Source organism: Psychrobacillus sp. NPDC096426 (genome assembly GCF_044762745.1).
In the GTDB taxonomy this organism is placed as follows: domain Bacteria; phylum Bacillota; class Bacilli; order Bacillales_A; family Planococcaceae; genus Psychrobacillus.
Map to the genome: position 1 here is coordinate 60,267 of NZ_JBIWEX010000023.1, position 22,275 is coordinate 82,541.

16 protein-coding genes and 3 pseudogenes are annotated in these 22,275 nt (G+C 36.5%); 16 read left to right on the top strand and 3 right to left on the bottom strand.

All coding sequences use genetic code 11. The features are described 5' to 3' along the window. Positions 1-172 precede the first annotated feature (172 nt). Positions 173-1,528 (bottom strand): PepSY-associated TM helix domain-containing protein, encoded by a 1,356-nt coding sequence (locus tag ACIQYS_RS17495; protein WP_402982688.1) that lies wholly within the window; start codon positions 1,526-1,528, stop codon positions 173-175. A gap of 1,109 nt (positions 1,529-2,637) precedes the next feature. Here ACIQYS_RS17495 and ACIQYS_RS17500 point away from each other — a divergent pair. The 3 genes from ACIQYS_RS17500 to ACIQYS_RS17510 all read left to right on the top strand — a co-directional run bounded on the left by ACIQYS_RS17500 (position 2,638) and on the right by ACIQYS_RS17510 (position 6,001). Further along, positions 2,638-3,501 (top strand): helix-turn-helix domain-containing protein, encoded by an 864-nt coding sequence (locus tag ACIQYS_RS17500; protein ID WP_402982690.1) that lies wholly within the window; start codon positions 2,638-2,640, stop codon positions 3,499-3,501. A gap of 470 nt (positions 3,502-3,971) precedes the next feature. Next, positions 3,972-4,232: a hypothetical protein gene (locus tag ACIQYS_RS17505; protein WP_402982693.1), complete on the top strand. Its 261-nt coding sequence runs from the start codon at positions 3,972-3,974 to the stop codon at positions 4,230-4,232. Positions 4,233-4,891: 659 nt separating this feature from the next. Further along, positions 4,892-6,001 carry a lactonase family protein gene (locus ACIQYS_RS17510; protein ID WP_402982695.1) on the top strand — a complete coding sequence of 370 codons (1,110 nt, stop codon included), beginning with the start codon at positions 4,892-4,894 and terminating at the stop codon, positions 5,999-6,001. 565 nt (positions 6,002-6,566) lie between these two features. Here the strand turns inward: ACIQYS_RS17510 and ACIQYS_RS17515 are convergent. Next, a pseudogene (locus ACIQYS_RS17515) lies at positions 6,567-6,749 on the bottom strand (23S rRNA (pseudouridine(1915)-N(3))-methyltransferase RlmH); the annotation flags it as partial. Positions 6,750-7,019: 270 nt separating this feature from the next. Between ACIQYS_RS17515 and ACIQYS_RS17520 the strand changes: the two are divergent. From ACIQYS_RS17520 to ACIQYS_RS17540, 5 genes and pseudogenes are all read left to right on the top strand, one after another. Next, positions 7,020-7,679, top strand: coding sequence for a response regulator transcription factor (locus tag ACIQYS_RS17520; protein WP_402982697.1), 660 nt, complete (start codon positions 7,020-7,022; stop codon positions 7,677-7,679). After that, positions 7,676-9,106: a sensor histidine kinase gene (locus ACIQYS_RS17525; protein WP_402982700.1), complete on the top strand. Its 1,431-nt coding sequence runs from the start codon at positions 7,676-7,678 to the stop codon at positions 9,104-9,106. Before ACIQYS_RS17520 ends, ACIQYS_RS17525 begins: the two co-directional genes overlap by 4 nt. Before the next feature lie 109 nt (positions 9,107-9,215). After that, positions 9,216-10,118, top strand: a complete 903-nt coding sequence (locus tag ACIQYS_RS17530) for a hypothetical protein (RefSeq protein WP_402982702.1) — start codon at positions 9,216-9,218, stop codon at positions 10,116-10,118. 764 nt (positions 10,119-10,882) lie between these two features. Further along, positions 10,883-12,307 (top strand): aspartate ammonia-lyase, encoded by a 1,425-nt coding sequence (gene aspA / locus ACIQYS_RS17535; RefSeq protein WP_402982705.1) that lies wholly within the window; start codon positions 10,883-10,885, stop codon positions 12,305-12,307. 690 nt (positions 12,308-12,997) lie between these two features. After that, positions 12,998-13,210: pseudogene (locus tag ACIQYS_RS17540) on the top strand (TM2 domain-containing protein); the annotation flags it as partial. Between the two features lie 247 nt (positions 13,211-13,457). On the opposite strand, the gene ACIQYS_RS17545 reads toward ACIQYS_RS17540, so the two are convergent. Beyond that, on the bottom strand, positions 13,458-14,414 hold the full coding sequence (locus ACIQYS_RS17545) for an aromatic acid exporter family protein (protein WP_402982707.1): 957 nt from the start codon (positions 14,412-14,414) through the stop codon (positions 13,458-13,460). Between the two features lie 402 nt (positions 14,415-14,816). Between ACIQYS_RS17545 and ACIQYS_RS17550 the strand changes: the two genes are divergently transcribed. The 8 genes and pseudogenes from ACIQYS_RS17550 (at position 14,817) to ACIQYS_RS17585 (ending at position 21,988) form a co-directional block, all read left to right on the top strand. Continuing rightward, positions 14,817-15,599, top strand: coding sequence for a transporter substrate-binding domain-containing protein (locus ACIQYS_RS17550; protein ID WP_402982709.1), 783 nt, complete (start codon positions 14,817-14,819; stop codon positions 15,597-15,599). A gap of 33 nt (positions 15,600-15,632) precedes the next feature. Further along, positions 15,633-16,298: pseudogene (locus tag ACIQYS_RS17555) on the top strand (amino acid ABC transporter permease). Positions 16,299-16,301: 3 nt separating this feature from the next. After that, entirely contained in the window at positions 16,302-17,054 is a 753-nt protein-coding gene (locus ACIQYS_RS17560; protein ID WP_402982712.1) for an amino acid ABC transporter ATP-binding protein, read from the top strand. An 871-nt stretch (positions 17,055-17,925) separates the two neighbouring features. Then, positions 17,926-18,879 (top strand): MBL fold metallo-hydrolase, encoded by a 954-nt coding sequence (locus ACIQYS_RS17565; protein ID WP_402982714.1) that lies wholly within the window; start codon positions 17,926-17,928, stop codon positions 18,877-18,879. An 11-nt stretch (positions 18,880-18,890) separates the two neighbouring features. Then, positions 18,891-19,739, top strand: coding sequence for an alpha/beta fold hydrolase (locus ACIQYS_RS17570; RefSeq protein WP_402982717.1), 849 nt, complete (start codon positions 18,891-18,893; stop codon positions 19,737-19,739). A 365-nt stretch (positions 19,740-20,104) separates the two neighbouring features. Next, positions 20,105-20,617 carry an RNA polymerase sigma factor gene (locus ACIQYS_RS17575; RefSeq protein ID WP_402982719.1) on the top strand — a complete coding sequence of 171 codons (513 nt, stop codon included), beginning with the start codon at positions 20,105-20,107 and terminating at the stop codon, positions 20,615-20,617. Beyond that, positions 20,601-21,572, top strand: a complete 972-nt coding sequence (locus ACIQYS_RS17580; RefSeq protein WP_402982722.1) for an anti sigma factor C-terminal domain-containing protein — start codon at positions 20,601-20,603, stop codon at positions 21,570-21,572. The genes ACIQYS_RS17575 and ACIQYS_RS17580 overlap by 17 nt, the downstream gene beginning before the upstream one ends. 44 nt (positions 21,573-21,616) lie before the next feature. Then, positions 21,617-21,988, top strand: a complete 372-nt coding sequence (locus tag ACIQYS_RS17585) for a topoisomerase (protein WP_402982724.1) — start codon at positions 21,617-21,619, stop codon at positions 21,986-21,988. The last annotated feature ends 287 nt before the right edge of the window (positions 21,989-22,275 follow it).

Sequence of the window (22,275 nt, forward strand, 5' to 3'; positions counted from 1 at the left end):
TGATTAAACCAAAAACACTGGCCTATTATTCCTTAATTCACATCCACATCCACACCTGTTAGGACACAGTTTGGCAGGAGTATTAAGGAGGTGTTGGCAGTGGTCAATATTAATCATATCATTCATTAGTCCATGAGTAAGTTTTTTCTGCCACACTTCATATTACAATTCGTCAAGTATAATTATTTTTCTTAGAGTAGTAGATGATACTTTCAATAATAAATATTATTAGTATAGATAGACCAAAAAGTGGCATTAGTATGCCTAGTATAAGTAGTGTTGATATAGCTCCAATTGACCATGGTCTATTTATTCTTTTTGGTAAATTCATATCTCCTGGTTTAACTCTTTTCATCCATGAAACGTATCCCATAGCTATTGCTACTAAGAAAGCAATACAAACAATTAGGTTTAAGATTTTATTGGCAATCCCAAACAAGTGTCCTTCATGAAGAGGTATTCCCCAAGTGAACCACTTACCTATAAATCCATAATCCTCAAAGTTAATTCTGGCAATTAATTTACCGGAATATTGATCAAAATATGCGGTTATTTCTTCGTATGGGCTAATATCTAGCCCTGTGACACCTGTATTACTTCCTTTGGATACCGTGAATACGCCTTTTTCATTGGAAGGATAGACGATCGAGAACGGTCTAGTAATATTTTCATTTTGAGATTCTTTTATGATTAAATCTAAGTTTTGTTGAACCGGTATATTTATATTATGGGGGCTATCAGAGTGATGATCAGCATGTCCTGTATTATTTGAAGCAGGTTGGTTTAAACTTCTTGTAGCCCAAGGAATCTCATCCACATTAGATTGCGGTGGATTATAGCGTAATTCAGTTCTACCTAATTCAGGATGCTCTGCACCAAATTTACTAATATGACTTCCCATAAATACAGACCAAGGTATTCCAGTAACCACAATTACAATTAATGGTATTGCAATTACTAATCCAAATATTGCGTGGATCTTTTGTAATTTAAGAGTGTTAGATCCTTTTTTTGACCTGTTTATAAGTAACTTCTTTTTAAAAGTCATATATATACCTGATATGATAAGGAAAATTGCCCAACAAGCAGTCAATTCGACCAAATATCGTATAAATGTACTCTCAGTAAATAGAGAGCTATGAAAGTTTCTCATAAAATTAGAGTATGTATATTTAGCATTTTGACTTGCAACTATTTGATTGTTGCTGTCTAGAAAAATATAAAGAGAATCACCTTCATCATTATTAATAGTCACTCTGTTGTTATACGGTTCTTCCATCATGCTGATTTTACCAACGGCATAGCCTTTGAATGTGTCATTTATTTCTTTTATAGCCTCATCTATGCTTTGCTTTTCTTCTATTTCACTTTGCCCGAAAAATTCTTCTTTATAAATGTTGTTTTCGACTTCAGGATAAAATAGAAAACCAATGCCCGAAACGGTCAGCGTTAATAATAGTGGTGTAATAAACCAAGCGGCGTAAAAATGAAGTCTTCTAAATGGATTGAACGTGTTTTTATTGCTCATACTAATCTCCTTTTATATGTTTATTAATTTTTATCACTATAGTCAAGAATTCTTGAAGAACTTCACAAAAGGTTCTTCTTGTTGCAAGAGCATAATTACAGAAAAACTATTAGAAAAAAAGCTGGACCTTCACTGGCAACAAAAATGATTATAAACATAAATTGTGATAAAAGTATGAAAAATTTTCGAATAATAAAATAATCTTTATGTCCTATTGGGAATGTGAAACAGTTAAGTTTATTGGGGAAATGTACAAAAGAATTTTGAAGTGGGAATTAAAAGGGATATTAATTAGAACTATCCAAATTTGATGTATTTATCTTCAATTTTTACTTAACACAAGGTGCCAGGTTCTCTTTGAATTCTGAATTGTGTTAGAACCTTCACTAAAGGTATTAAAAACAATACAGAGTTCAATGAAAATAGGGTACTATGCATATTTCTCATTTGGAAACTTAAACGCACTATAAGTAACATCTGACCACAATAAAAAAAGACCGCTGGATTTTGTAGCATCAAACGATCAAAAATAATAGGCGGTCCCCTCGAGTTGGTTAGACTTAATGATTTAGCAGCTAAACTTGAAAAAGTGTTAATGGAAAATCTAAAATACAAACCGCATTTAGACTAGTCACGGGGAACTTTATCATAAGTAAGTGCGATTTATGAAAAGAACCACCTAGAAGGGTTGATATGTCAACGTTCTAGGTGGTTCTATAATTTATCGAATCTTCATGTGAGAATATTTTTCTATGAAAAGTTATATGTATGCAGGTTTAGATAATTGATTACTATTAGTGTGTTCACTGCAACATCTAATTTAATTCAGGGTTTTATTGAATAGATAGCAAATGAAATTATTTTCATATCAATACAAAATATGCTCTAAGAGAGGACTAGTATTATTTTTTTAGTTTCTTTATTAAATAGTTAGCAGAGAAAATAAGTAAAAAGACAATAGGTACTGCAATTGATAAAATAGTGCTGAGAGTTCCCAAATTATACCCCTCGAATTTAATATTTTTTGAATATTTAAGACTTTAAATTTAGTATAATAGAAATTAAGATAATTATTTCAAAATATACGAATCGGAATATTTGGAGGTACTATGGGGTTTGGACAAACATTAAAGCGAATTAGATTAAACCGTAATATGTCGCAAGAGAAAATTGCTGCAGGTTTAATAACTCAAGGAACTTATTCAAGAATAGAACGGGATCAGCTTCAATTAGACGTAGAGTTATTTTTGAAGCTGCTTGAACGCTTGAATATATCTAGCAATGAGTTTCTTTTTATTCACAATAATTACCAAGCGATAGAGCATGAATCCATCATGAAAGACTTTAGAGACTTAGAAATCACATTGCCTGAAACTTTAAATAATCATATGAGAAGATTGAGTATATATTTAAAAAGATATCCATCATCTAATTTAAATAAGGTTTTTATTGCTTATCAAATTTTATATTTATATGTAGTAGAAGGTAATATTGAACTAGCAAAACAAAAGGCTAGTTTAGTTTGGAGCGATTTTCAAAAATTAGATAGTTGGTATATTGATGATTTAATTTTATTAAATAGCCTATTAATCTTATTTCCATTAGATACAGCTATAGAAATTACAACAACGGCTTTAAAACGCATCGATGCTTATGAGCATTTTGAAAAAGATTTAACCTATTTAAAAATTTATTTCGAAATGGATTTATGTGTAATCCTTATACAGCAACAGAAATATGAGCTAGTACTCCATAAACTTAATTATATCTATGAAAATTACAAACAAAAAATGTCTTATCAAACGTTAGTGGCGTTATTTACAAATAGGGCGATTTGTTTATTTCATTTAAATAAACCAGTAGAAGAAGAGCTCACAAAATTGAATTTATTATTAAGTTTATATGGGGAGTCTTCATTATTGGACTCGTTGCTTAAAATTTTTAAAAACCATACCATTGAGATGAATAAGTGATGCACCTCATTGTAATAAAACAATTGCTGTACTATATTACTAATAGTCTAAATTAGAATCAAAATTAAAGAAGATATTTTTTAAAGTTGCCAATTTACTACCGTTTAAAATTGCACTTAAATATATTATGGGGAACCTTATCACAAATAGTGGTAAAGCGGAGAGTGGAGTTAACTGTGGATAATTTTTTATTGTTGAAGGTAAACGGCTAAAGTCCATGCTGCTTGGGGTTTGTGAATTTATTGTTTTTTGTTTTTTTCTTCCAATTTTAGGATGTGAAACGTTGAACCGTACCATAAATATGTGAGGTTATAAAAAGACCACCTAGAAACGTTAATTTGACGACGATCTAGTTGGTTTTTATCATTAATTTGATACAACCAAATAAATAACTTATGGAGAAACGTAATACTAAAAAATCTAGATGTATCTCTTGTCTAAGAGGAATTTTTGTTACACAAGAAACTTTGTTGAACGAAGAGGCACAACATAATATTCCGGATATTGTAAATCAAGTGGATTTGCCAGTTTATTTTGTAATTGGAAAATTCGATTATATGACGTCTGTTAATGCTGCAAAAAATTATTATGATAGTCTGGAAGCACCTGTAAAAGAGTTTATTATATTTGAAGAGTCTGCTCATTATCCACAGTTCGAAGAGAAAGAGAAGTTTACTGTATGGTTAAATAAAACCTTCAATGAACTTCTGAATGGAGCTTTTGAATCTTGATATCGACTTTCAAGAGTCTAATCACTACAATTATTGCTAAAACAAGGACAGGAAAGATAATGTGAGGTACCAGGGTTCTAAAACAATTTTGAATTGTTTCAGTACCTGGTACCAAACCCTAACTAACAAAACTCTTTTGATAACCTTTTCTCATTTCTTTAAATAAGTCCCTGTGTTAGAAAAAAATCGGACGCTATTCTGAATTGTGTTAGAACCTGGTATCTTTCGTTTTTAATTTCGATAACTCTTTTATTAACAAAGCATGATCCGCCTTTGCATATTCATGCTGACTTGATTCTTTTAACGAAGATAGAATAGCTATCTATATACATTCTTTTTATGGCTACTTTTTAAGAAAATTAACAGATTATGGATTCCAAAATATTAAAAGGATCAAGTGAAAGGTACTAGATACATGTGCTATGAATGGTGTTAGGCTCTCGTTGAATTCTGAATTGTGTCTGAACCTGGTACCCGACACTAATAAGGTGCTTTTGTTAAATGATGATTGATCGCTTTTGCGATCTTTTTTTGTTGAACTAACATTTCTGGTTAATCGAATGAAAGCCAACCTCTCGTTGTAAAACAATTTACATCGAGTTAGGGAATGGAAATGGCAAAAGAGTCATATAAAATTATGAAAGGAGGAAAGTGATAAAATGCAGATAATGAACAAGAATTATCGTGCGAGTGTGAGTATGGTCTACATTATGACTAATAATGAAGTAATGAATCAAATCATTGCCTTTTACAGGGACATGAATGGAATGCTCACTTTTGTCGGATCTTACCCGACTCATGGTAGAGGTACTGGAATAAAGGAAGTGTCCACTGCCACAGCAAACGATGGCGTCGATCCTCTTACTTCACAAGGCGCCCTAACTTTGTCCCGTGATGGACGTTTTCTACTTGCCGTTAACGCAGGAAGTCATAGTATCAGTAGTTTCATCATAACCGAAAGTGGAATACCTGTCCTCATGGATGTTAAGCCATCAGGAGGTGCTCAGCCCAATAGTGTGGATGTGCTTGGAACTCTTGTCTATGTTTCCAATGTAGGTAATACTGCAAATAATTTTTCATCCAATATCTCTGGATTTCACATCGATGATAACGGACACATTACTCCTATTCCTGGATCCACCCACTCTCTCAGTACTTTTAATGCCCAACCGGCGCAGGTTCTCTTTACTCCTGATGGCAGTAAAATCCTTGTATCCGAACTTACTTCAAACCATCTCAGTGTATTTAGTGTAAATAAAGATGGGACGGTTACTGGACCAACCGTTAATGATTCTTATGGCCAAGGACCATTGGGCGCTTATTTTCTATCCTCTGGAATCCTCTTAGTTACTGAAGCAAATTCAAACGCACTTTCATCTTATTCATTTAGCAACGATGGGACCCTTCATGTAATTAGCGGCTCTGTACCAAACGGATATAAGACTGCTTGTTGGGTCATAACAACGAGGGATGAACGTTTTGCATTCATTACTAACACTTTAAGCGGTACTATCTCAACCTACCGAATCGATCCCAATGGAGCACTGTCGGTGGTACGGCATATTACCAGTACACCGCCAGGTACAGCACCAGGTTTGCCGATGGATGTTGGAGTGAGTAAAGATGGAAGGCATTTTTACACTCTTAACGGGAATCAGGGGACAGTATCCGTATTTAATATCCAAAAGGATGGTAGTTTAGCGAGATTGCAAATTGCAGCATGGACTAACTTTCCTTACTATGGATCGCAAGGTTTAGCTGTTCTTTGATTCTAATGGTTTTTCCATACTGGGTGGAATAATAAAGGTGCATAGAATCAAAAATAAGTAAACTTCGGACAGGGCAAGGAGAAAAAATATGATCCTATCTGAATCCATTAGTAAATGAGGTTTTACTCTTGGATAAAAGATAGAAAAAATAGGTATATTACATCCTTAGGTCCTTGTTCTAGAAACTAACGGTAAACGTTTAGTCTATAAAAGGTATTTGTTGACCTGCTCGATTCTAGATCGTGGTCTTTTTACTAAGTTTGTAGCATTAACGATTTTGCTTATTATAGATTACAATATAGATAGTTTTAATAATCGGAGAATTATAAAAGATAGAGGGGTAGCATTGGTAAATGTTAAACAAAAGAATTTGAGCATGTTAAATCTATTGAAAATTCCAAGTGGAGAAGATGTCATCATTGGACGAATGTATATTGCGGAAGGGGAAGGTCCACACAATAGGTTAAAACGGCGAATCCTAATTTACATATTAGGAATCGCCGTTTTAAAATAGGAATCACAAATGAAACCCTCATTTAGAGTCTTTACGCTGATGAATACCACGTCATACCCTAAAACTAATTGTATGAATTTTGGTGGAGCTGTGAGATTTGCTTTGCATATGAAAAGTGGTGTTATGATAGGGTTCATTTTTGAGGATGCGGTATGCTCTGTACAGTTGTTCAAATATAACAAGCGTTGAAGAACCTAAATTTAAATCAATTTTACTTATAGAAATATCTTCATCATATTTATTGTTTTTGTTATCTCCTCTTTGTTTTTTTGAATTGCATAGGGCTCATCCTACAATTTGAAGTAAACTCCAACCACAGAATGAAACCAAAAAGGATGAATAACATCGTACTTCTCTTTCCCGGGCTCAAATAGGCCGCTTGATCCATTATGAGGTTCCAGAATTAACAACTTATTTACAACTTATAAACAAGTCAGAGGCAATGCCCCGTTATAATGAAAAGGAATGGAACACACATTCAACTACATTTTAAGGAGCATTCTTGTGGACAAAATACTTATCATTGAAGACGATCAGGCCATTTCCGAGCTAATCCGTCTGAATTTGAATTTGGCTGGCTATAAGAGCAGTCAGGCCTTTAACGGCAATGACGCCTTGGCCATGCTTGAACAGGAGACGCCAGATCTGGTGCTGCTTGATGTGATGCTGCCGGACAAGGACGGATTCGATCTGATGGATAAACTCCGGTCGAGTGGTATTCCTGTCATTTTTCTGACCGCTAGAAACAGCCTGTCTGATAAGGTTAAAGGGCTGAAGATGGGCGCGGATGATTATATTGTCAAGCCGTTTGAGGCAATGGAGCTGCTGGCCCGAATGGAGGCTGTACTGCGCCGGTATGATAGCAAACGCACCCTGCTAGTCCATGAGAACCTGACCATTGATCTAGAGAAGCGCACCGTGACGAAAGACGACATTGGAGTTGATTTGACCCTGAAGGAATACGAGTTGTTGCTTCTGCTGATCCGCAACCGGAACAAGGCGTTATCAAGGGAAAAAATCCTTGAGCTAGTCTGGTGCTATGACTATGCGGGAGAGACCCGCACGGTGGATATTCATATCCAGAAGCTACGTAAGAAGCTCGGCTGGGAGGACCGCATCCGCACAGTATTCAAATTCGGCTACAGGCTGGAGGACACCATATGAAGCTGTGGAAGAAGATATTTCTGGGTGCCTTTCTTTTGTTCGAGCTGGTGTTTAACTTTGCCTCGCTCTACCTGATTCAATATCATTTCAGTATGAATCTGAACAAGGAAATCGAACGAAGCTTGACCGAACAGCGGGTGATCCAGTCCGGACTCCAGACTAACGGCACCTATATCAATGAGAAGCTGGGCTTCCCGCAAAGTGTGGTGCGTGATTTCCTGAGAATTACCTTTCAGGAATATACAAGTTATTTCGATCAGAAGGGCGTATTCATCGAGCTGCTGGATGAAAATAGACAAATGGTGTACAGCAGCTTTAATAAGAGCTTCGTGGGGACGCGTGGTGAGCTGGAGGTTCATCCTTCCGGTCTGCGGAATTACGTTATCCGCGATATTGGTGAGAAGAGCTATCTGTTTGTCACGAGCGGGCTCGCACTGGAGGAAGACCATTTTCTGCTGACCTATGTTCGTGATATCACGGACATTTATACGGACAGGTCGGCGCAATTTAACCTTTTTTTCAAGCTGAATGCGGTAACCATGCTTATTCTCGGGCTGGGGTTGTATTTGCTGCTCTGGTACCTGACACGCTCGATCCGTAGCCTGACACGTTCCGCACAAATCATTGCCGAAGGTGATTACAGCCAGCGTGTGCACATTTATTCCAAGGATGAGGTCGGTATTCTGGCTCGCAATTTCAACCGGATGGCCACAGCCGTGGAGGACAATATCGATAAACTGAAACGCACAGCCGAGGACAAGCAGCATTTCACTGAATGCCTTACCCATGAGCTCAAGACGCCGCTGACCTCGATTATAGGATATGCCGATCTTCTCCGCTCGACCAAATACAACGAGGAGCTGCATTTCAAAGGACTGAACTATATTTATACGGAGGGTAAACGGCTAGAGAGACTCTCATTTAAACTGATGGATCTGATTTTGCTCCGCAAGGAGGAGCTTATTGGAACCCGTGAGGATGCTCGTGAGCTGTGCACGGAAATTGCCGCTTCCTTCCTCCCACGGCTGGAGAGTGAGGGTCTAGCGCTGGTCCAACAGGTAGAATCCTCCTACCTAACCGTTGACCGAGACTTGTTCAAGGTGCTGTGCACCAATCTGCTCGATAACGCCATCAAGGCATCGACGGAAGGCGGGCGCATTATGCTTCAAGGACATGCGGACGGCGATGGAGGCTATGTGCTCGAGATCGTCGACGAAGGTAACGGCATCCTTGAGGAGGATTTAGAGAAGATCTTTGAACCGTTTTATATGGTTGATAAGGCAAGGTCCAGATCCCATCAGGGTGCAGGTCTTGGACTGGCCATCTGTGCGGAAATCGTGCGGCTGCATGGGGCAGGCATAGACATTCATAGCCGCTTGAATCAGGGGACTACGGTGAAGCTTACCTGGGCAGGAGTTTACAACTAATTTGCAACTTGTCGATACTTTCACAACATCGCTTCTCTATCATTGGAATTGCAGGGAGGAATTGCGCAGTTCCAAATGTACCTGACAATCAAAGTGGAGGGATTAGATAATGACAGATAGAACAAAAAAAACCAGAACAGGATCAGGTAAAAAAACGGGCGGTATCATAATCGCTGGTTTACTTCTCACAGCCAGCTTGAGTGTAGTCGCTGTTGCCGCGACGAACGGGGTTGAAACGACTCCGAAGAATGTGGTGCAGACCGAAAAAACCGGCGCGGAAACGACGAAGCTGAGTGTGGAGTATAGCGTCCCAACCGCAGGAGAAGAGGCTATTGGCCTACCTGTGAAGAAGGAACAGGCCATCCGTATCGTCGAGAACACGCTACAGCAAATGTTCGGCACGGAGCTGGCGGATTTGCCGTCAGAAGCACATGTGCAACTCAATGACGAAGCAAGTGAGAAGAAATATCAGGAGTTTCAAAAGCATACCTACCCGGATAAGGTGATGGCTTACGAGTCGAAATTTAAAGGACCTTCTTGGACCGTCGCCTACTGGGAAGTTCCGGAAGTAAATGCAGAAACGGGTGAGACGAAGTCGACGCAAAAAAACGACTCCTATTATGCAACTGTCGATGCCGTCAATGGCGAGCTGCTGAAAGTGGCGAGATATGCCGCGGAAAGCGCACCGGGGGAACCAAGCATTCAACCGATTTCAGAGTCGGGAACTCAAGTGACTCAGGAGCCGAGCACATCTTCGGTTATCAATCCGCTGAACATCACACTAGAAAAGGCTAAGCAGACCGCCACCGATTTTGTAGACAAACATGATCTTGCCAAAGGGGTTGCAGTCGTTAGCACCACGGCGTATGACTTCAAAACAAATTTTCAGGTGCTGATCCAGCTTGAGAACGGCCAGACGGACTATGTGGGGGTCAATACGACAACCGGAAAAGTAGTCTTATATGAGCACAATATCGACGAGACGCTGGTGAAGGAAGTACAGAAAATGTGAAGCATTTCAGAGATAAGTTCTTTAAATGAAAAGGCACAAATGTGAATTCACGTGCTTTACTTAAATTAAGCTGCAAGATTCGCTGCTTCGAGCAATGTTATTTCAGATGGATGTTAGATATCAATAGAATAGAACCCGCAGCTTATAAGAAAGTATTTTTAATTGAAAATTCAGGTGTATTTCCAATTTTACTAGATCGCTTTCCAAATTTGCCAATAGTATGTACAAACGGCCAATTTCGTTATGCTGTTTAGTTGTTACTTGAGCGACTAGATGTAACAACAGAAATTTATTATTCCGGGGATTTTAATCCAAAAGGTGTATTAATTGCAGATTGACTATTTGCACGCTATCCAAACCAAGTAAAAATACTCAAAATGGATGTAGGTTCATATCAAAATTCTGAGCCAATTGAGCTAATCAGCGATCAACGCCTGAAACAACTTAGGAAATAAAAAAACAAGAACTAAAACTTTTTGGAGAAGTCATTTTGCAACAAAAAGTAGCAGGGTACCAAGAAGGTATATTAGATGACTTAATAAAAGAATTTGAGGAAATCGTTAAGTCGGGTACCCGGCACCATAAATAATCTTTTGGGTAAAAAAGAGAAGAATCCCACTAAAAAGCCGACAAGTAAACTTTTCAGTAGGATTTTGTGTCGATTGTTGAAGAATATAGGAGTATTATTTTAAAATTGTGTTAATCTATTAACTGATGAATAATATTCCAAAATAAACGTTTTCTTAGAAATGGAGATTAGGATAATGGTTACCACAGTGTTTCGTATGGAAAAAGATTTTTTAGGGGAAAAAGAAATTCCGAAAGATGCTTATTACGGTGTTCAAACCATGAGAGCAGTCGAAAACTTTCCGATTACGGGATATCGAATTCACCCGGAACTTATAAAAGCTTTAGGTATTGTGAAAAAAGCTGCAGCATTAGCAAATATGGAAGTTGGCATGTTGGAGAAAGGAATCGGACAATCGATTATTCAAGCGTGTGATGAAGTCATTGCTGGAAAATGGAATGACCAATTTATTGTCGATCCTATTCAAGGTGGTGCAGGAACATCAATTAATATGAATGCAAACGAAGTCATTGCAAATCGTGCACTTGAGCTAATGGGAGAACAAAAAGGAAATTACACAATCATTAGCCCAAATAGCCATATTAATATGTCCCAATCAACAAATGATGCATTCCCAACGGCTACACATATCGCAGTGTTGTGCTTAATGGATCAATTACTCGAAGCTACTAGAACAATGCAAAAAGCATTTGTTTCGAAAGCAAAAGAATTTGAAGGTATTATTAAAATGGGTCGTACGCATCTTCAAGATGCCGTGCCAATCTTACTGAGTCAAGAATTTGAATCATATAGTCGTGTCATTTCACGTGACATTGATCGTATTTCACTTTCCAGACAACACTTATATGACATCAATATGGGTGCAACTGCCGTTGGTACTGGATTAAATGCGGATCCTTTATATATCGAATTAGTCGTTCGAAATCTTAGTGAAATTAGTGGCTTACCATTAAAATGTGCTGAACATTTAGTGGATGCTACTCAAAATACAGATTGTTATACGGAAGTATCTGCAAATTTAAAAGTTTGTATGATTAATATGTCGAAAATCGCAAATGACTTGCGCTTAATGGCTTCTGGACCACGTGATGGTTTATTTGAAATCAAATTACCTGCTCGTCAACCAGGGTCATCGATCATGCCTGGAAAAGTAAATCCCGTAATGGCTGAAGTCGTGAACCAAGTAGCTTTCCAAGTCATGGGGAATGATTTAACCATTTCTGCAGCTTCTGAAGCTGGACAATTTGAACTAAATGTCATGGAACCGGTTCTATTTTATAATCTAATCCAATCCATTTCGATCATGAATAATGTATTTACAGTATTTACTGAAAAATGTTTAGTAGGCATTACAGCTAATAAAGAACGTTTAAGAGAATACGTTGAAAAAAGTGTGGGAATTATCACTGCAGTAAATCCACATATCGGATACGAACTTGCAGCTCAAATTGCAAAAGAAGCCATTGCTACGGGAGCTTCTGTACGAGAACTTTGTCTACAATCCGGCGTTTTAACGGCAGAACAATTAGATATTATATTAGATCCCTTTGAAATGACACATCCTGGTATTGCTGGTGGTAGAACACTTGTAAAGAGTTAATTGCAAAGTTTTAGTATGAAAGAGAAGTAAAATGAGTTTCTAATCAGATGATAAGTGTGGAGCGTATAACTTTAAAAGCAATGAAGATGAATTAAATATTCACGAATAGGTCTACTAATTAATTGGAGGACAACATTTGATTACAGCAACCGCTGTGTCATTTGTTGTCTTCTTTTTTAGTGTTGGAACTATGCACTATTTCCCCCGCACGAATAGGGGCATTATTCATACTACCTTTGAATATCAAATGGTATTTTAGATATTTATTAACATGAGAAAAAAGTTTGTTGGGTTTTAGAAAATTTTGAAAAAATACTGTGTTTTTTGTAATTTTAAATGGTAATATATTAGTAAACTGTTAGAATTTTAGTTTTTATTTTATTAATGGGGGAGTAAATAATGACTAATTGTTACGTGCATAATGACCAACCGCCAATAGGGACTTGTGTTGGATGTGGAAAATTTATTTGTGAAAATTGTAATACTGAGCTAAAAGGAAAAAATTATTGTAAGAAATGTGTTGAGGAATTATTTGATGAAAATAAGAAAAAGATTGAAAAATTAGAGGATAATGGTAATAAAAATCAACCAATGGTCTTTATGAATGCTGGAGGAGCAAGTTCAAGTTCTTCTAGTTCGTCATCCAGTGCAGCAAGTGGAAATGACAATGGTTATTCAGGAAGGTTTACTAAAAGTAAAACAGCTGCAGGAATTTTAGCTATTTTATTTGGAGGATTTGGCATTCATAAATTCTATCTAGGTAGATGGGGATGGGGAATTATTTATATATTATTCTGTTGGACATATATACCGGCGATTATTGGTTTGATTGAAGGGATTATTTATCTTGTTTCTAATCCAAATGATTTTGCAAGAAAGCATGATCCAGGTTTTCGTTTATAATTTCATAGTGAATAGTGCCAGGTTCTCATTGAATTCCGAATTGTGTTAGAACCTGGCACCTCTCGTTATCAATTGGCTTGTTGCTGACAATTTATAAAGAATCGTTTACTTCGATACATATCATCGCCACATCTCAAAACAGGTTATTGTAGAGAAAAGCCAAAGAGACAGGTTCCTAGGCTTATTAAGCTGAGAATCCTATCCCCGTGGCCATTGTAAAGATAATGACTAGCATTTGGATCTAAAGTTAACTTCTTTGATATATATTTTTCTTAATAATTAAGTAATTCTTAATCTCGAAATTTAAATAAAAAAGATTTGCTCTGACTTCAAATTCTTCCCTTGTCTTCGGTAATTCTGTTTCACGTATTGACTCTTCATATTCTTCTAATAGCTGTAATGCAACGGTTGTATCTCCTGAATCCACATGTTGACTGATGTACTGAAAGATATTAGCAAGCATTCCTCTTTGTTTGACGTCTAATTCAGATGAAGAAACAATGCTTAGGATGTCTACCATCCGTTTTAGGATTTGCAGTTGATCCTCTCGCATTTCGAGATAATAATAATCATTGTTTTCCTTTCTTAACAAATGATTTTCTACATCTTGTATAGCAATGTTTTTAGACTGATTAAGAATATTTTCTACTTCGACTAATTCTTTTCCATCCCATTTTTGCTTACTATCTTTTAAAAATGTAGAGAATTGGTAAAGGATAACGCTGAATTTATTTTCGATCTCTGTTTTATATTTTTCAATTTCTTTCTTAAAGCTTGGCATAATACTGTTTACGAGGATGGCTATTCCTATACCAATGAAAATAATATAGAGTTCATTCAATAAGTTTTCTAGGTTGGCATGCTTGACTGTGTAAATATGTAAAATCACAACTATGCTTGTAACAAAACCTTCCTGAATACGGAACCTTATGAGGCTTGGGACAAACAATAAGATAAAGAGAGTCAAGACAATGGGATGGTATCCTAATACTTCAAAACATATGGAACCAAGTATTAAAGATAACAGTGATGCGAAAAACTTTTTCTGGATGGAATGTAATGTCTTTCTCTTTGTCTTCTCAATACACATTATTACGATTATGGCTGCAAATGATCCAAACTCCAAGTCGAATAAACTAGCAATCCAAATTGCTAATCCCGCTCCTATTGCTGTTTTAATTGTCCGAAATCCCATTCCAATCATATGCATCATCCTATTGTTTTCTATATTTTATTATTGCCAGTAGTTATTAATTCTAACAGAAATTCATGGGGACGTGAAAGCACGTGACAGTTTTTTTGGCTTAATATGCCGAAGTAACTGTCTCCGTAGCTTTTTTTGCATATACATTTATTTATACAATTAGTGAGGAGAGGTCGTAATGATTCTCCCCTATTTTATTTATTACCCTAGAAGTGGGGCAGTGTCATAAAGGAAAGGTGTATGGTATGTGTTATACAAAGAGTGTTAGGCACCATTAAAGGTGCTTGACACTCTTTTGTTTAATCGGGAAGTTAGTAGGGTATTTACCATTTATATGTAAGCTACTTAGTTTGCTAAGGGTATTGTAGAAATAAATAAGAGTGAAAGGGATTGATAGCCAGCATGTGGTTAAATAAAAAGTTAATATTGGTTTTCGGTTTGATCGTGGTCTGCTTTTTATCTGCTTGTGCCGAGAAGGAGAAGCTTGCCGACGGATCTAAACTGATACATAAAGATCAATTTGTTTTTGCTGCTTCTGGTGAGTTTAAGCCATTTAGTTATATGAATGATGATCTTACCATGTCAGGCTTTGATATTGAGGTTGGCGAGGCTATTGCAAAAGAAATGGATCTTAAGCCAGTTCAGAAGCGGATTAAATTCAAAGGGATTGTAGAAGGGGTAAAAACAGGTCGTGCGGATGCAGCTGTTGCTAGCCATACCATTAATCCGCAGCGCAGCGAACATGTTTCCTTCACTACCCCCTACTATTATTCTGGACCGCAAATATTCACCAGACCGGACAGTCAAATTAAGACTGTCGACGATTTAGTGGGAAAAGAAGTAGCTGTAGCAAAAGGTTCGACTTATGCCGATACAGCGGCTGAGTATACAAACAAAATAAAAACATATGACAGCGATATTACAGCTTTACAAGCGTTAAGCAGTGGACGTCATGATGCGGTCATCACAGATTTTGTGACCGGTAAAAATGCTGCAAAGGAAGGGTTTATGATTAAAGGACAGCAGTTAATTGAGCGCAGTGAACAAGCGATCGTGCTGCCCCAGGATAACCCAAAACTATTGGAGCGTTTAAATGAAGCGCTAGAGCAGCTTCGACAAGATGGAACACTAAGTCAGATCAGCATCAAATATTTTGATGAGGACATTACCAAAAAAACAGAATAAATCAATACTATAGAAAGAAAGGAAGTAGGTACATTGCCAAGTTTATTACATTTTTTTCAAACACTTATAGAAACAAAAGGTGTATTCGTAAAGGCCATGCTTGTAACAATAGAGCTTACTGTAGTTTCTATCTTAATCGGAATAATTATTGGACTTTTCTTTGCCTTATTAAAAATATCTAAAATAAAAATATTAGAATTCATTTCAGATGCATATGTCTATTTAGTCCGTGGAACACCTCTGATTGTTCAAATATTTATCCTCTACTTCGGAATTAGTGGGCTTTTCCTCCTTCCTGATTTCTGGGCTGCATCCTTGGCCTTGGCGTTACATAATGGAGCATATATTTCGGAAATCCTTCGTGGAGCCATACAGGCAGTCGATAAAGGTCAGATGGAGGCAGGACGCTCTTTGGGGATGACAAAAGTACTGACATTAAGAAGAATTATTCTTCCGTAGGCATTCCGAAGAGCGCTGCCGCCTTTAGGCAACCAATTTATTATTGGTTTAAAAGATTCTTCGTTAGCCGCATTTATCTCCATGAATGAGTTGTTCAATGTGGCGACAACACTAGGGTCCAATAATTTTGACGAAATGACCTATTTACTCATCGTAGCAGTCTACTATTTATTGTTAGTGGCACTGTTGACATTCGTAGTGAAACGATTTGAATTGAAATTAGCAGTAAGTGACAGATAGGAGATGAGCTCATTGGACACAAAGGAAATGATTAAAATTAATCAATTGAATAAATCATTTGGAGACTTACATGTATTAAAAGGTATCGATATGACAGTTTACGAGAGCGATGTCGTTTGTTTAATAGGAGCGAGCGGCTCAGGGAAAAGTACTCTCCTTCGCTGTTTGAATTTTTTAGAAAAAAAGGATAGCGGTAATATTATTATTAAAGGAAAAGAAGTCGACCCAAATACCGATAACCTCAATAAGATTAGGGAAAAGGTAGGAATGGTGTTTCAGCATTTCAACCTATTCCCACACAAAACTGTTTTGGAAAATATTATCGAAGCACCTATCATGGTAAAGGGTGTTGCCAAAGAGGAGGCTATCTCGAAAGCAAAACAATTACTGGGTAAAGTAGGCTTGGAGGATAAGTTAGATGTCTATCCAAGTAAACTATCAGGTGGGCAAAAGCAACGGGTGGCGATTGCTAGAGCACTTGCGATGGAACCAGAAATTATGCTTTTTGATGAGCCAACATCGGCACTCGATCCTGAGCTTGTGGGAGAGGTTTTAACAACTATGAAAGAATTGGCTGAAGAAGGAATGACAATGGTTGTTGTCACCCATGAAATGGAATTTGCTAAAGAAGTAGCGGATTGGATTGTGTATATGCACGATGGAAAAATTGTTGAGCGCGGTAACCCAGAGCAATTTTTCAGCTATCCGAAAGAGGAGCGAACTCAAGAGTTTTTAAAAACAACCATTCTGAAATAAATATACGAGGTCCTGTCTATATGTTTAAGACAGGGCTTCGTATTTTGAATGATTTGTGCCTTCAGTCGTTGAAAATATGTCCCTACAATGTGTTGAGAATAATATGTTTCAGAACGTATGTGTGGTATAATGAGAGGATAATAGAAAGGTAATTCAAGGGTGGTTGGCTCACTCCCGAAAGAATAAAGGAAAGGCGGATTAATTGTGCCACATCCTGTGGCAGCATCCGCATGACCCGCATCGTGCGGGCCCGTGGTGCCAATGTCAGTATTCGAAGCATTGATGTTCGCAGTAGCATTTGCGACATTAGTCGTAGTGATTCTGTCATTTAACCAAAAAAATAACCCATCCTTGAGTTAGCGCTCTGATGGGTTAATCCTATCAACCAGCCAATCCCCTTGAGGGAACCGCAATTATAATTGACCGTTTGATGCAGCAACATCAGCCGGTCTTTTTTATTTTATTCAAATCTTACTTCTAGTATACATGTGAAATATTGGCTTTTCAAGTGTTTACAACTATTCCAACTGGATCATTGTTTAAAGTTCGACTTGCTAAAAGGAGTTTTCCCTCTTTTTGCAAATTTTATAATACTTCGAAATGCTGTTGTACAGTTGAATTTACCTTTTCTGTGGGAGGAGCTCAATCTAACAGGTAAAGATTGAGTTCCTATCAATATAAAAAAACTGCATTTTTTTCTAATATAGTCCTTCCAATACATGCAGTATAGAGTTGTATTTCATCAGAGTTGTTTTCAGAATATATAATAGTAATTAATTATTAGTATGACGAGTATTCAAATAAATCAAGAAGTAAAAGGGATTTCTATAACAATGACGAATACCTATAGTTAGACAGGGGGGAGCATTGAATGGTTAATTTCATGACGGAGACAGAATATTTCACTTTATATAGGCTTGCAGAAGGAGTATATGCAGCAATAGCCAAACCTGGTCAAGGAGCTTGGAGTAATGCAGGTGTTGTAGATTTAGGGGATGAGTTGCTCGTGTTTGATTCATTTAGTACCCCTTCAGCTGCTAAGGAGTTAAGGAAACAAGCAGAAATGATATGTGGGAAAAAGGTGAAATATCTTATAAATAGTCATTATCATGGTGACCATGTGTTTGGAAATCAAGTATTTGAAGATGCTACGATTATTTCTACTTCATCAACTTATAAATGGTTTAAAGAACAAAATACTATTCATGATGTAGAGAAGGAAATAGATGAAACGAAACAATATCTACATAATTTAAGAAATCAAATAGAAAAAACGGAAGATAAAATAATAAAGATCAGTCTATTAAATCAATATGAAGAAATGTCCAAAGTGTTAGAAGAGCTGCCTCATTTGGAAACTGTATTGCCTTCCGTAATCTTTGAAAAACATTTGGTTATACATGGTTCGAAACGAACAGTAGAGCTCCACTGCTTAGGAGGAGGGCATTCACCAAGTGATACCTTTTTGTATTTACCCGCTGACAAGATAGCATTCATGGGGGATATCATCACAGAAAAAATTCATTTGCCAATTAATAATCCAAAAGAATTTTTGACTATTCTAGAAAACGTAAAACAAATGGATATGGATACAGTTGTCCCAGGACATGGTGAAGTAGGGACGTTAGCGTTGGGTGAAACATTAATGAGTTACTTGTCATTTTTAATTAAAAAGGTAGAGTATGCGCAACAAAATAACATATCATTGAGTGATTTCATCTCAGAATTTGTCACGCCTATTGAATATGCAAACTGGAAAGGTGTAAATGGAATCACCCGTAACCTTACAACTGTATATAACTTCTATGCTGGAGTGTTTGAATAGGAGGGAACCTTTTGCAAAATTACAAGAGAATAATAGATGGAAGCACAGTAAATTACTACGAGTGGGGCGATATAAACAAAGGAACCATTGTATGTTTCCACGGACTTGCAGGTAATGGTTTCTTTAGTTTTGCCGAAATAGCAGTTCTTTTGGAAAATGATTTTCATCTTATTATATTTGATAGTCCAGGCCATGGAGAAACAGCCACCTTCTATAAAGAAAGTGATTATATGTTCTCCAAATTAGCCAAGTGGTATCAACGAGTGATTCAGCAAGTTGTGCCAGGACCATTCTATGTGATGGGACATTCGTGGGGAGCTGATCTGGCCCTACATTATACCAAACATTATCCCGACACCGTTTTAGGTATTATTCTGTTGGACGGGGGATTCACCTTTCCGCACAACCAGAAGGAAATGACATTTGACCATGCGTTTAATGGGTGGAATGATTATATGAATCAAGCTGTATTTAGTGATTGGGCTAGTGTTGTTCAGGAATATCAAACATATACGAATAAATGGGATACTAACAAAGAACACTATGTATCATCAATTTTCAAAAAAACAGATGAACGATTTGAGCTAATAGTTTCTAAATTTACCGTTTTGTCCATTATTAAAGCCTTCTTTAAGGAACCATTTTCAGATACATATCCGTACATTAAGGTACCCTTACTACTTATTCATCCTTCTAAACCTGAGAATTTAGATGAGGCAAGAGCGATCGGTATATCACAACTAAAGGATGACTTGGATGATGTTACGGTGATAGCAATGGAAGGTACAGGGCATATGGTGCAGTGGGATGAACCAGATCGAACAGTAATTGAGATAAAGAGATGGATAGAAGTTAAATAAAGAAAATGAGTTGGGAAATTATAAAAGATTCCAAGACTTCCATTAAAATTTTAAAATAATTTGTTCTAAGGGTTAATGGGCTTTTCTTTTTTCATCGTTAGTATGTGATACGGAGAACCGTACCACAAATGATGGTAAAACAAAGGGGTGAACTAACTATAAATAGCCATTGGCTGTCGAAGATTGTTTAAATGTAATCATATATTTTCTAATGAATTTGGCGAGAAGCGAAAACTTTCTTGCCAAGTTCTTTTTTTATTTCTTAACTCAAGAAATATATGTTAAAGGGAAATAAGTAACCCAAATTTGTAATTTTTTTGTTAACCTTTTTAGTTTTGAAACGTTTTAAAGGTAGGAGGTTTGAAATGAATGATTCCATGATGGGGAAAAAATTAAATGAGATACTAAAATTTGTTTACTCTTACCTTATAAAAATGGGTGCTTCAAAGGAGGATGCAGAAGATATTATCCAAGATACTGCGTATAAGTTTTTACAATACATAGACTCAGTCCAGATTGATAATATCCAAAGTTGGCTATTTAGAGTAGCAGTAAATCAATATTATGATTTGTCCCGTAAGAAATCTAGACGAAGAGATATATTATTGAAATTCAACGTACAGGAAATATTTGAGGAAGAAACACCTGAAAAAGTCCTCATGCAAAGTGAACTAGAAAGAGATATACATGAAATCTTAACGAAATTAAAACCAAAATACAGGCAGTTGCTTCTTCTGAAATATAGTACAGGACTAAAAATAAAAGAGATAGCAGAACTGTATAGCATGAAAGAAGGATCTGTTAAGACTGTTCTCCATAGGGCAAGAAAAGAATTTATAGAACAATATAGGAGGTATGAAAATGAACAAGGAAAATGAGTTTTTTTCTAAAGATTTTGAATTTGAGGATTTGGTAAAAAAAGCAAAGAGACGTTCAATAATAAAAATGGTGCTCATCTCATTAGTTATTAGTGTCATAGTATTATTTGGGCTATATTTTATTGGCGATACAGTAATGAAAATGAAAATGGAAAAGGAGACCGACTTAGATTCGGCTTGGAACGGAGTTATGGGCGCCAACATCGAAAAGCGAGGTGGCATATTTAATTATTCTCTAACTTCTGCAACAGCAAAAACGAAGTTAGTAAAAGTCGTTGGAGGAGTACCAATTCCATGGGGGGAACAGGAAAAAGTTTTTACTATTTTCGGTTCGTCTCGACTTATTTCAAATAATGGTCCTTCTGGCTTAGGCTACTCAGATGATGAGCGAATTCCTATGTATTATGAAGGAGAAAGAGTCGTTGAATTTTTTCATCCACAAGTAAATTATAAGCAAATATTTGATGATAGAAAGTTACTTAATGTGATTGATGATAACAAAGTTGTAGAAATGGCTTTTTCGTTTGATGATGGTTACTCCATTGAAGAAGTAAATGAGGTATTTAAAGAACAATTAGCATGGTATTGGGTAGATACGTTTAGTAAAGATCAAATAGAAAATGATAATAATTTTAACAAAGATAAGAATTTCCGAGACGCTACTATCCATGGTTTTCAAGCATATGGCTTTTCATATAACCGAAATGCAGAAACCTATTCTGCCTCTAACTTTATATCAATCTTAGAGAGAGTAAAGGAAGATGGTGGTGATTATCAAGAAGATGCAGATAGAATTATTACTAACATAACTAATCAGGGCGAAATAAAACTAGAACCTCAGAACCTAAAAATCATTGGTGTGATAGTTACAGGAAAACCAAGTGATTTAATAAAGTTTAGTGATGAATCTATGATTCGCGGCGCTACATTAGGAGCAACAACAGACCAATATTAAACTGTTGTGGAAGTGCAATTTATTTTTGAAAGGGGAATTTAGAAATGATGAAAAAGGCTATAATTTCAGGAATTGTTTTTTGTTCAATCTTGTTAGTTGGATGTAATACAACCGAGGTATTAGAAAGCGAGCAGGAAGTAGTAGTTTCTCAGGGGAAATTATTTTCTGAATTACAAAATGAAATAATATTATCTATTACAGAGCAAACGGAACTTGAAAGTGATTCACTAGCAATAATGTTAGGTGGTGGTGCTGATGAATTTACAGTTTCAGTAGGTTTCCCGAAGGATGCAAAAATTGATGCTACGTTGATTCAACAAATAGTTGAAGATTCTATTAAGAATGTTTCTGAAACAGAAACAGTAACAACTAGCGAAGAAAAAATGAAAATAAAAATAAAGATCGAGAAATACTAACAGTGAAGTTCTTAAAGGATACAAACAGCACTAAAAATAAAGTAGTGTTATAGTATGGAATGTACTTAAACTCCCATGAAAATTAAAATCTTCGATTTAGAGAAAAAGACAATACGAAAGCAGACGCGGCTCATTTGTTTTTTTAAAATTGCAGCGCCAAAATCTGGATGGAATTATTTGTTGGATTAGGAAGCATTTGGTTCAGTGATTGTAACGTTGTAACCCAAGTTTTCAAGTCTTCGAACAGAATATCGTACAATCGATTGTTCTTTTTGCTTGTCAAAGTA

Excerpts from the sequence above, each read along its gene's own strand:
- ACIQYS_RS17495 (WP_402982688.1), bottom strand. The coding sequence starts at position 1,528 with ATGAGCAATAAAAACACGTTCAATCCATTTAGAAGACTTCATTTTTAC.
- ACIQYS_RS17500 (WP_402982690.1), top strand. The coding sequence starts at position 2,638 with ATGGGGTTTGGACAAACATTAAAGCGAATTAGATTAAACCGTAATATG.
- ACIQYS_RS17510 (WP_402982695.1), top strand. The coding sequence starts at position 4,892 with ATGCAGATAATGAACAAGAATTATCGTGCGAGTGTGAGTATGGTCTAC.
- ACIQYS_RS17525 (WP_402982700.1), top strand. The coding sequence starts at position 7,676 with ATGAAGCTGTGGAAGAAGATATTTCTGGGTGCCTTTCTTTTGTTCGAG.
- ACIQYS_RS17530 (WP_402982702.1), top strand. The coding sequence starts at position 9,216 with ATGACAGATAGAACAAAAAAAACCAGAACAGGATCAGGTAAAAAAACG.
- aspA (WP_402982705.1), top strand. The coding sequence starts at position 10,883 with ATGGTTACCACAGTGTTTCGTATGGAAAAAGATTTTTTAGGGGAAAAA.
- ACIQYS_RS17545 (WP_402982707.1), bottom strand. The coding sequence starts at position 14,414 with ATGATTGGAATGGGATTTCGGACAATTAAAACAGCAATAGGAGCGGGA.
- ACIQYS_RS17550 (WP_402982709.1), top strand. The coding sequence starts at position 14,817 with ATGTGGTTAAATAAAAAGTTAATATTGGTTTTCGGTTTGATCGTGGTC.
- ACIQYS_RS17560 (WP_402982712.1), top strand. The coding sequence starts at position 16,302 with ATGAGCTCATTGGACACAAAGGAAATGATTAAAATTAATCAATTGAAT.
- ACIQYS_RS17565 (WP_402982714.1), top strand. The coding sequence starts at position 17,926 with ATGGTTAATTTCATGACGGAGACAGAATATTTCACTTTATATAGGCTT.
- ACIQYS_RS17575 (WP_402982719.1), top strand. The coding sequence starts at position 20,105 with ATGAATGATTCCATGATGGGGAAAAAATTAAATGAGATACTAAAATTT.
- ACIQYS_RS17580 (WP_402982722.1), top strand. The coding sequence starts at position 20,601 with ATGAACAAGGAAAATGAGTTTTTTTCTAAAGATTTTGAATTTGAGGAT.
- ACIQYS_RS17585 (WP_402982724.1), top strand. The coding sequence starts at position 21,617 with ATGATGAAAAAGGCTATAATTTCAGGAATTGTTTTTTGTTCAATCTTG.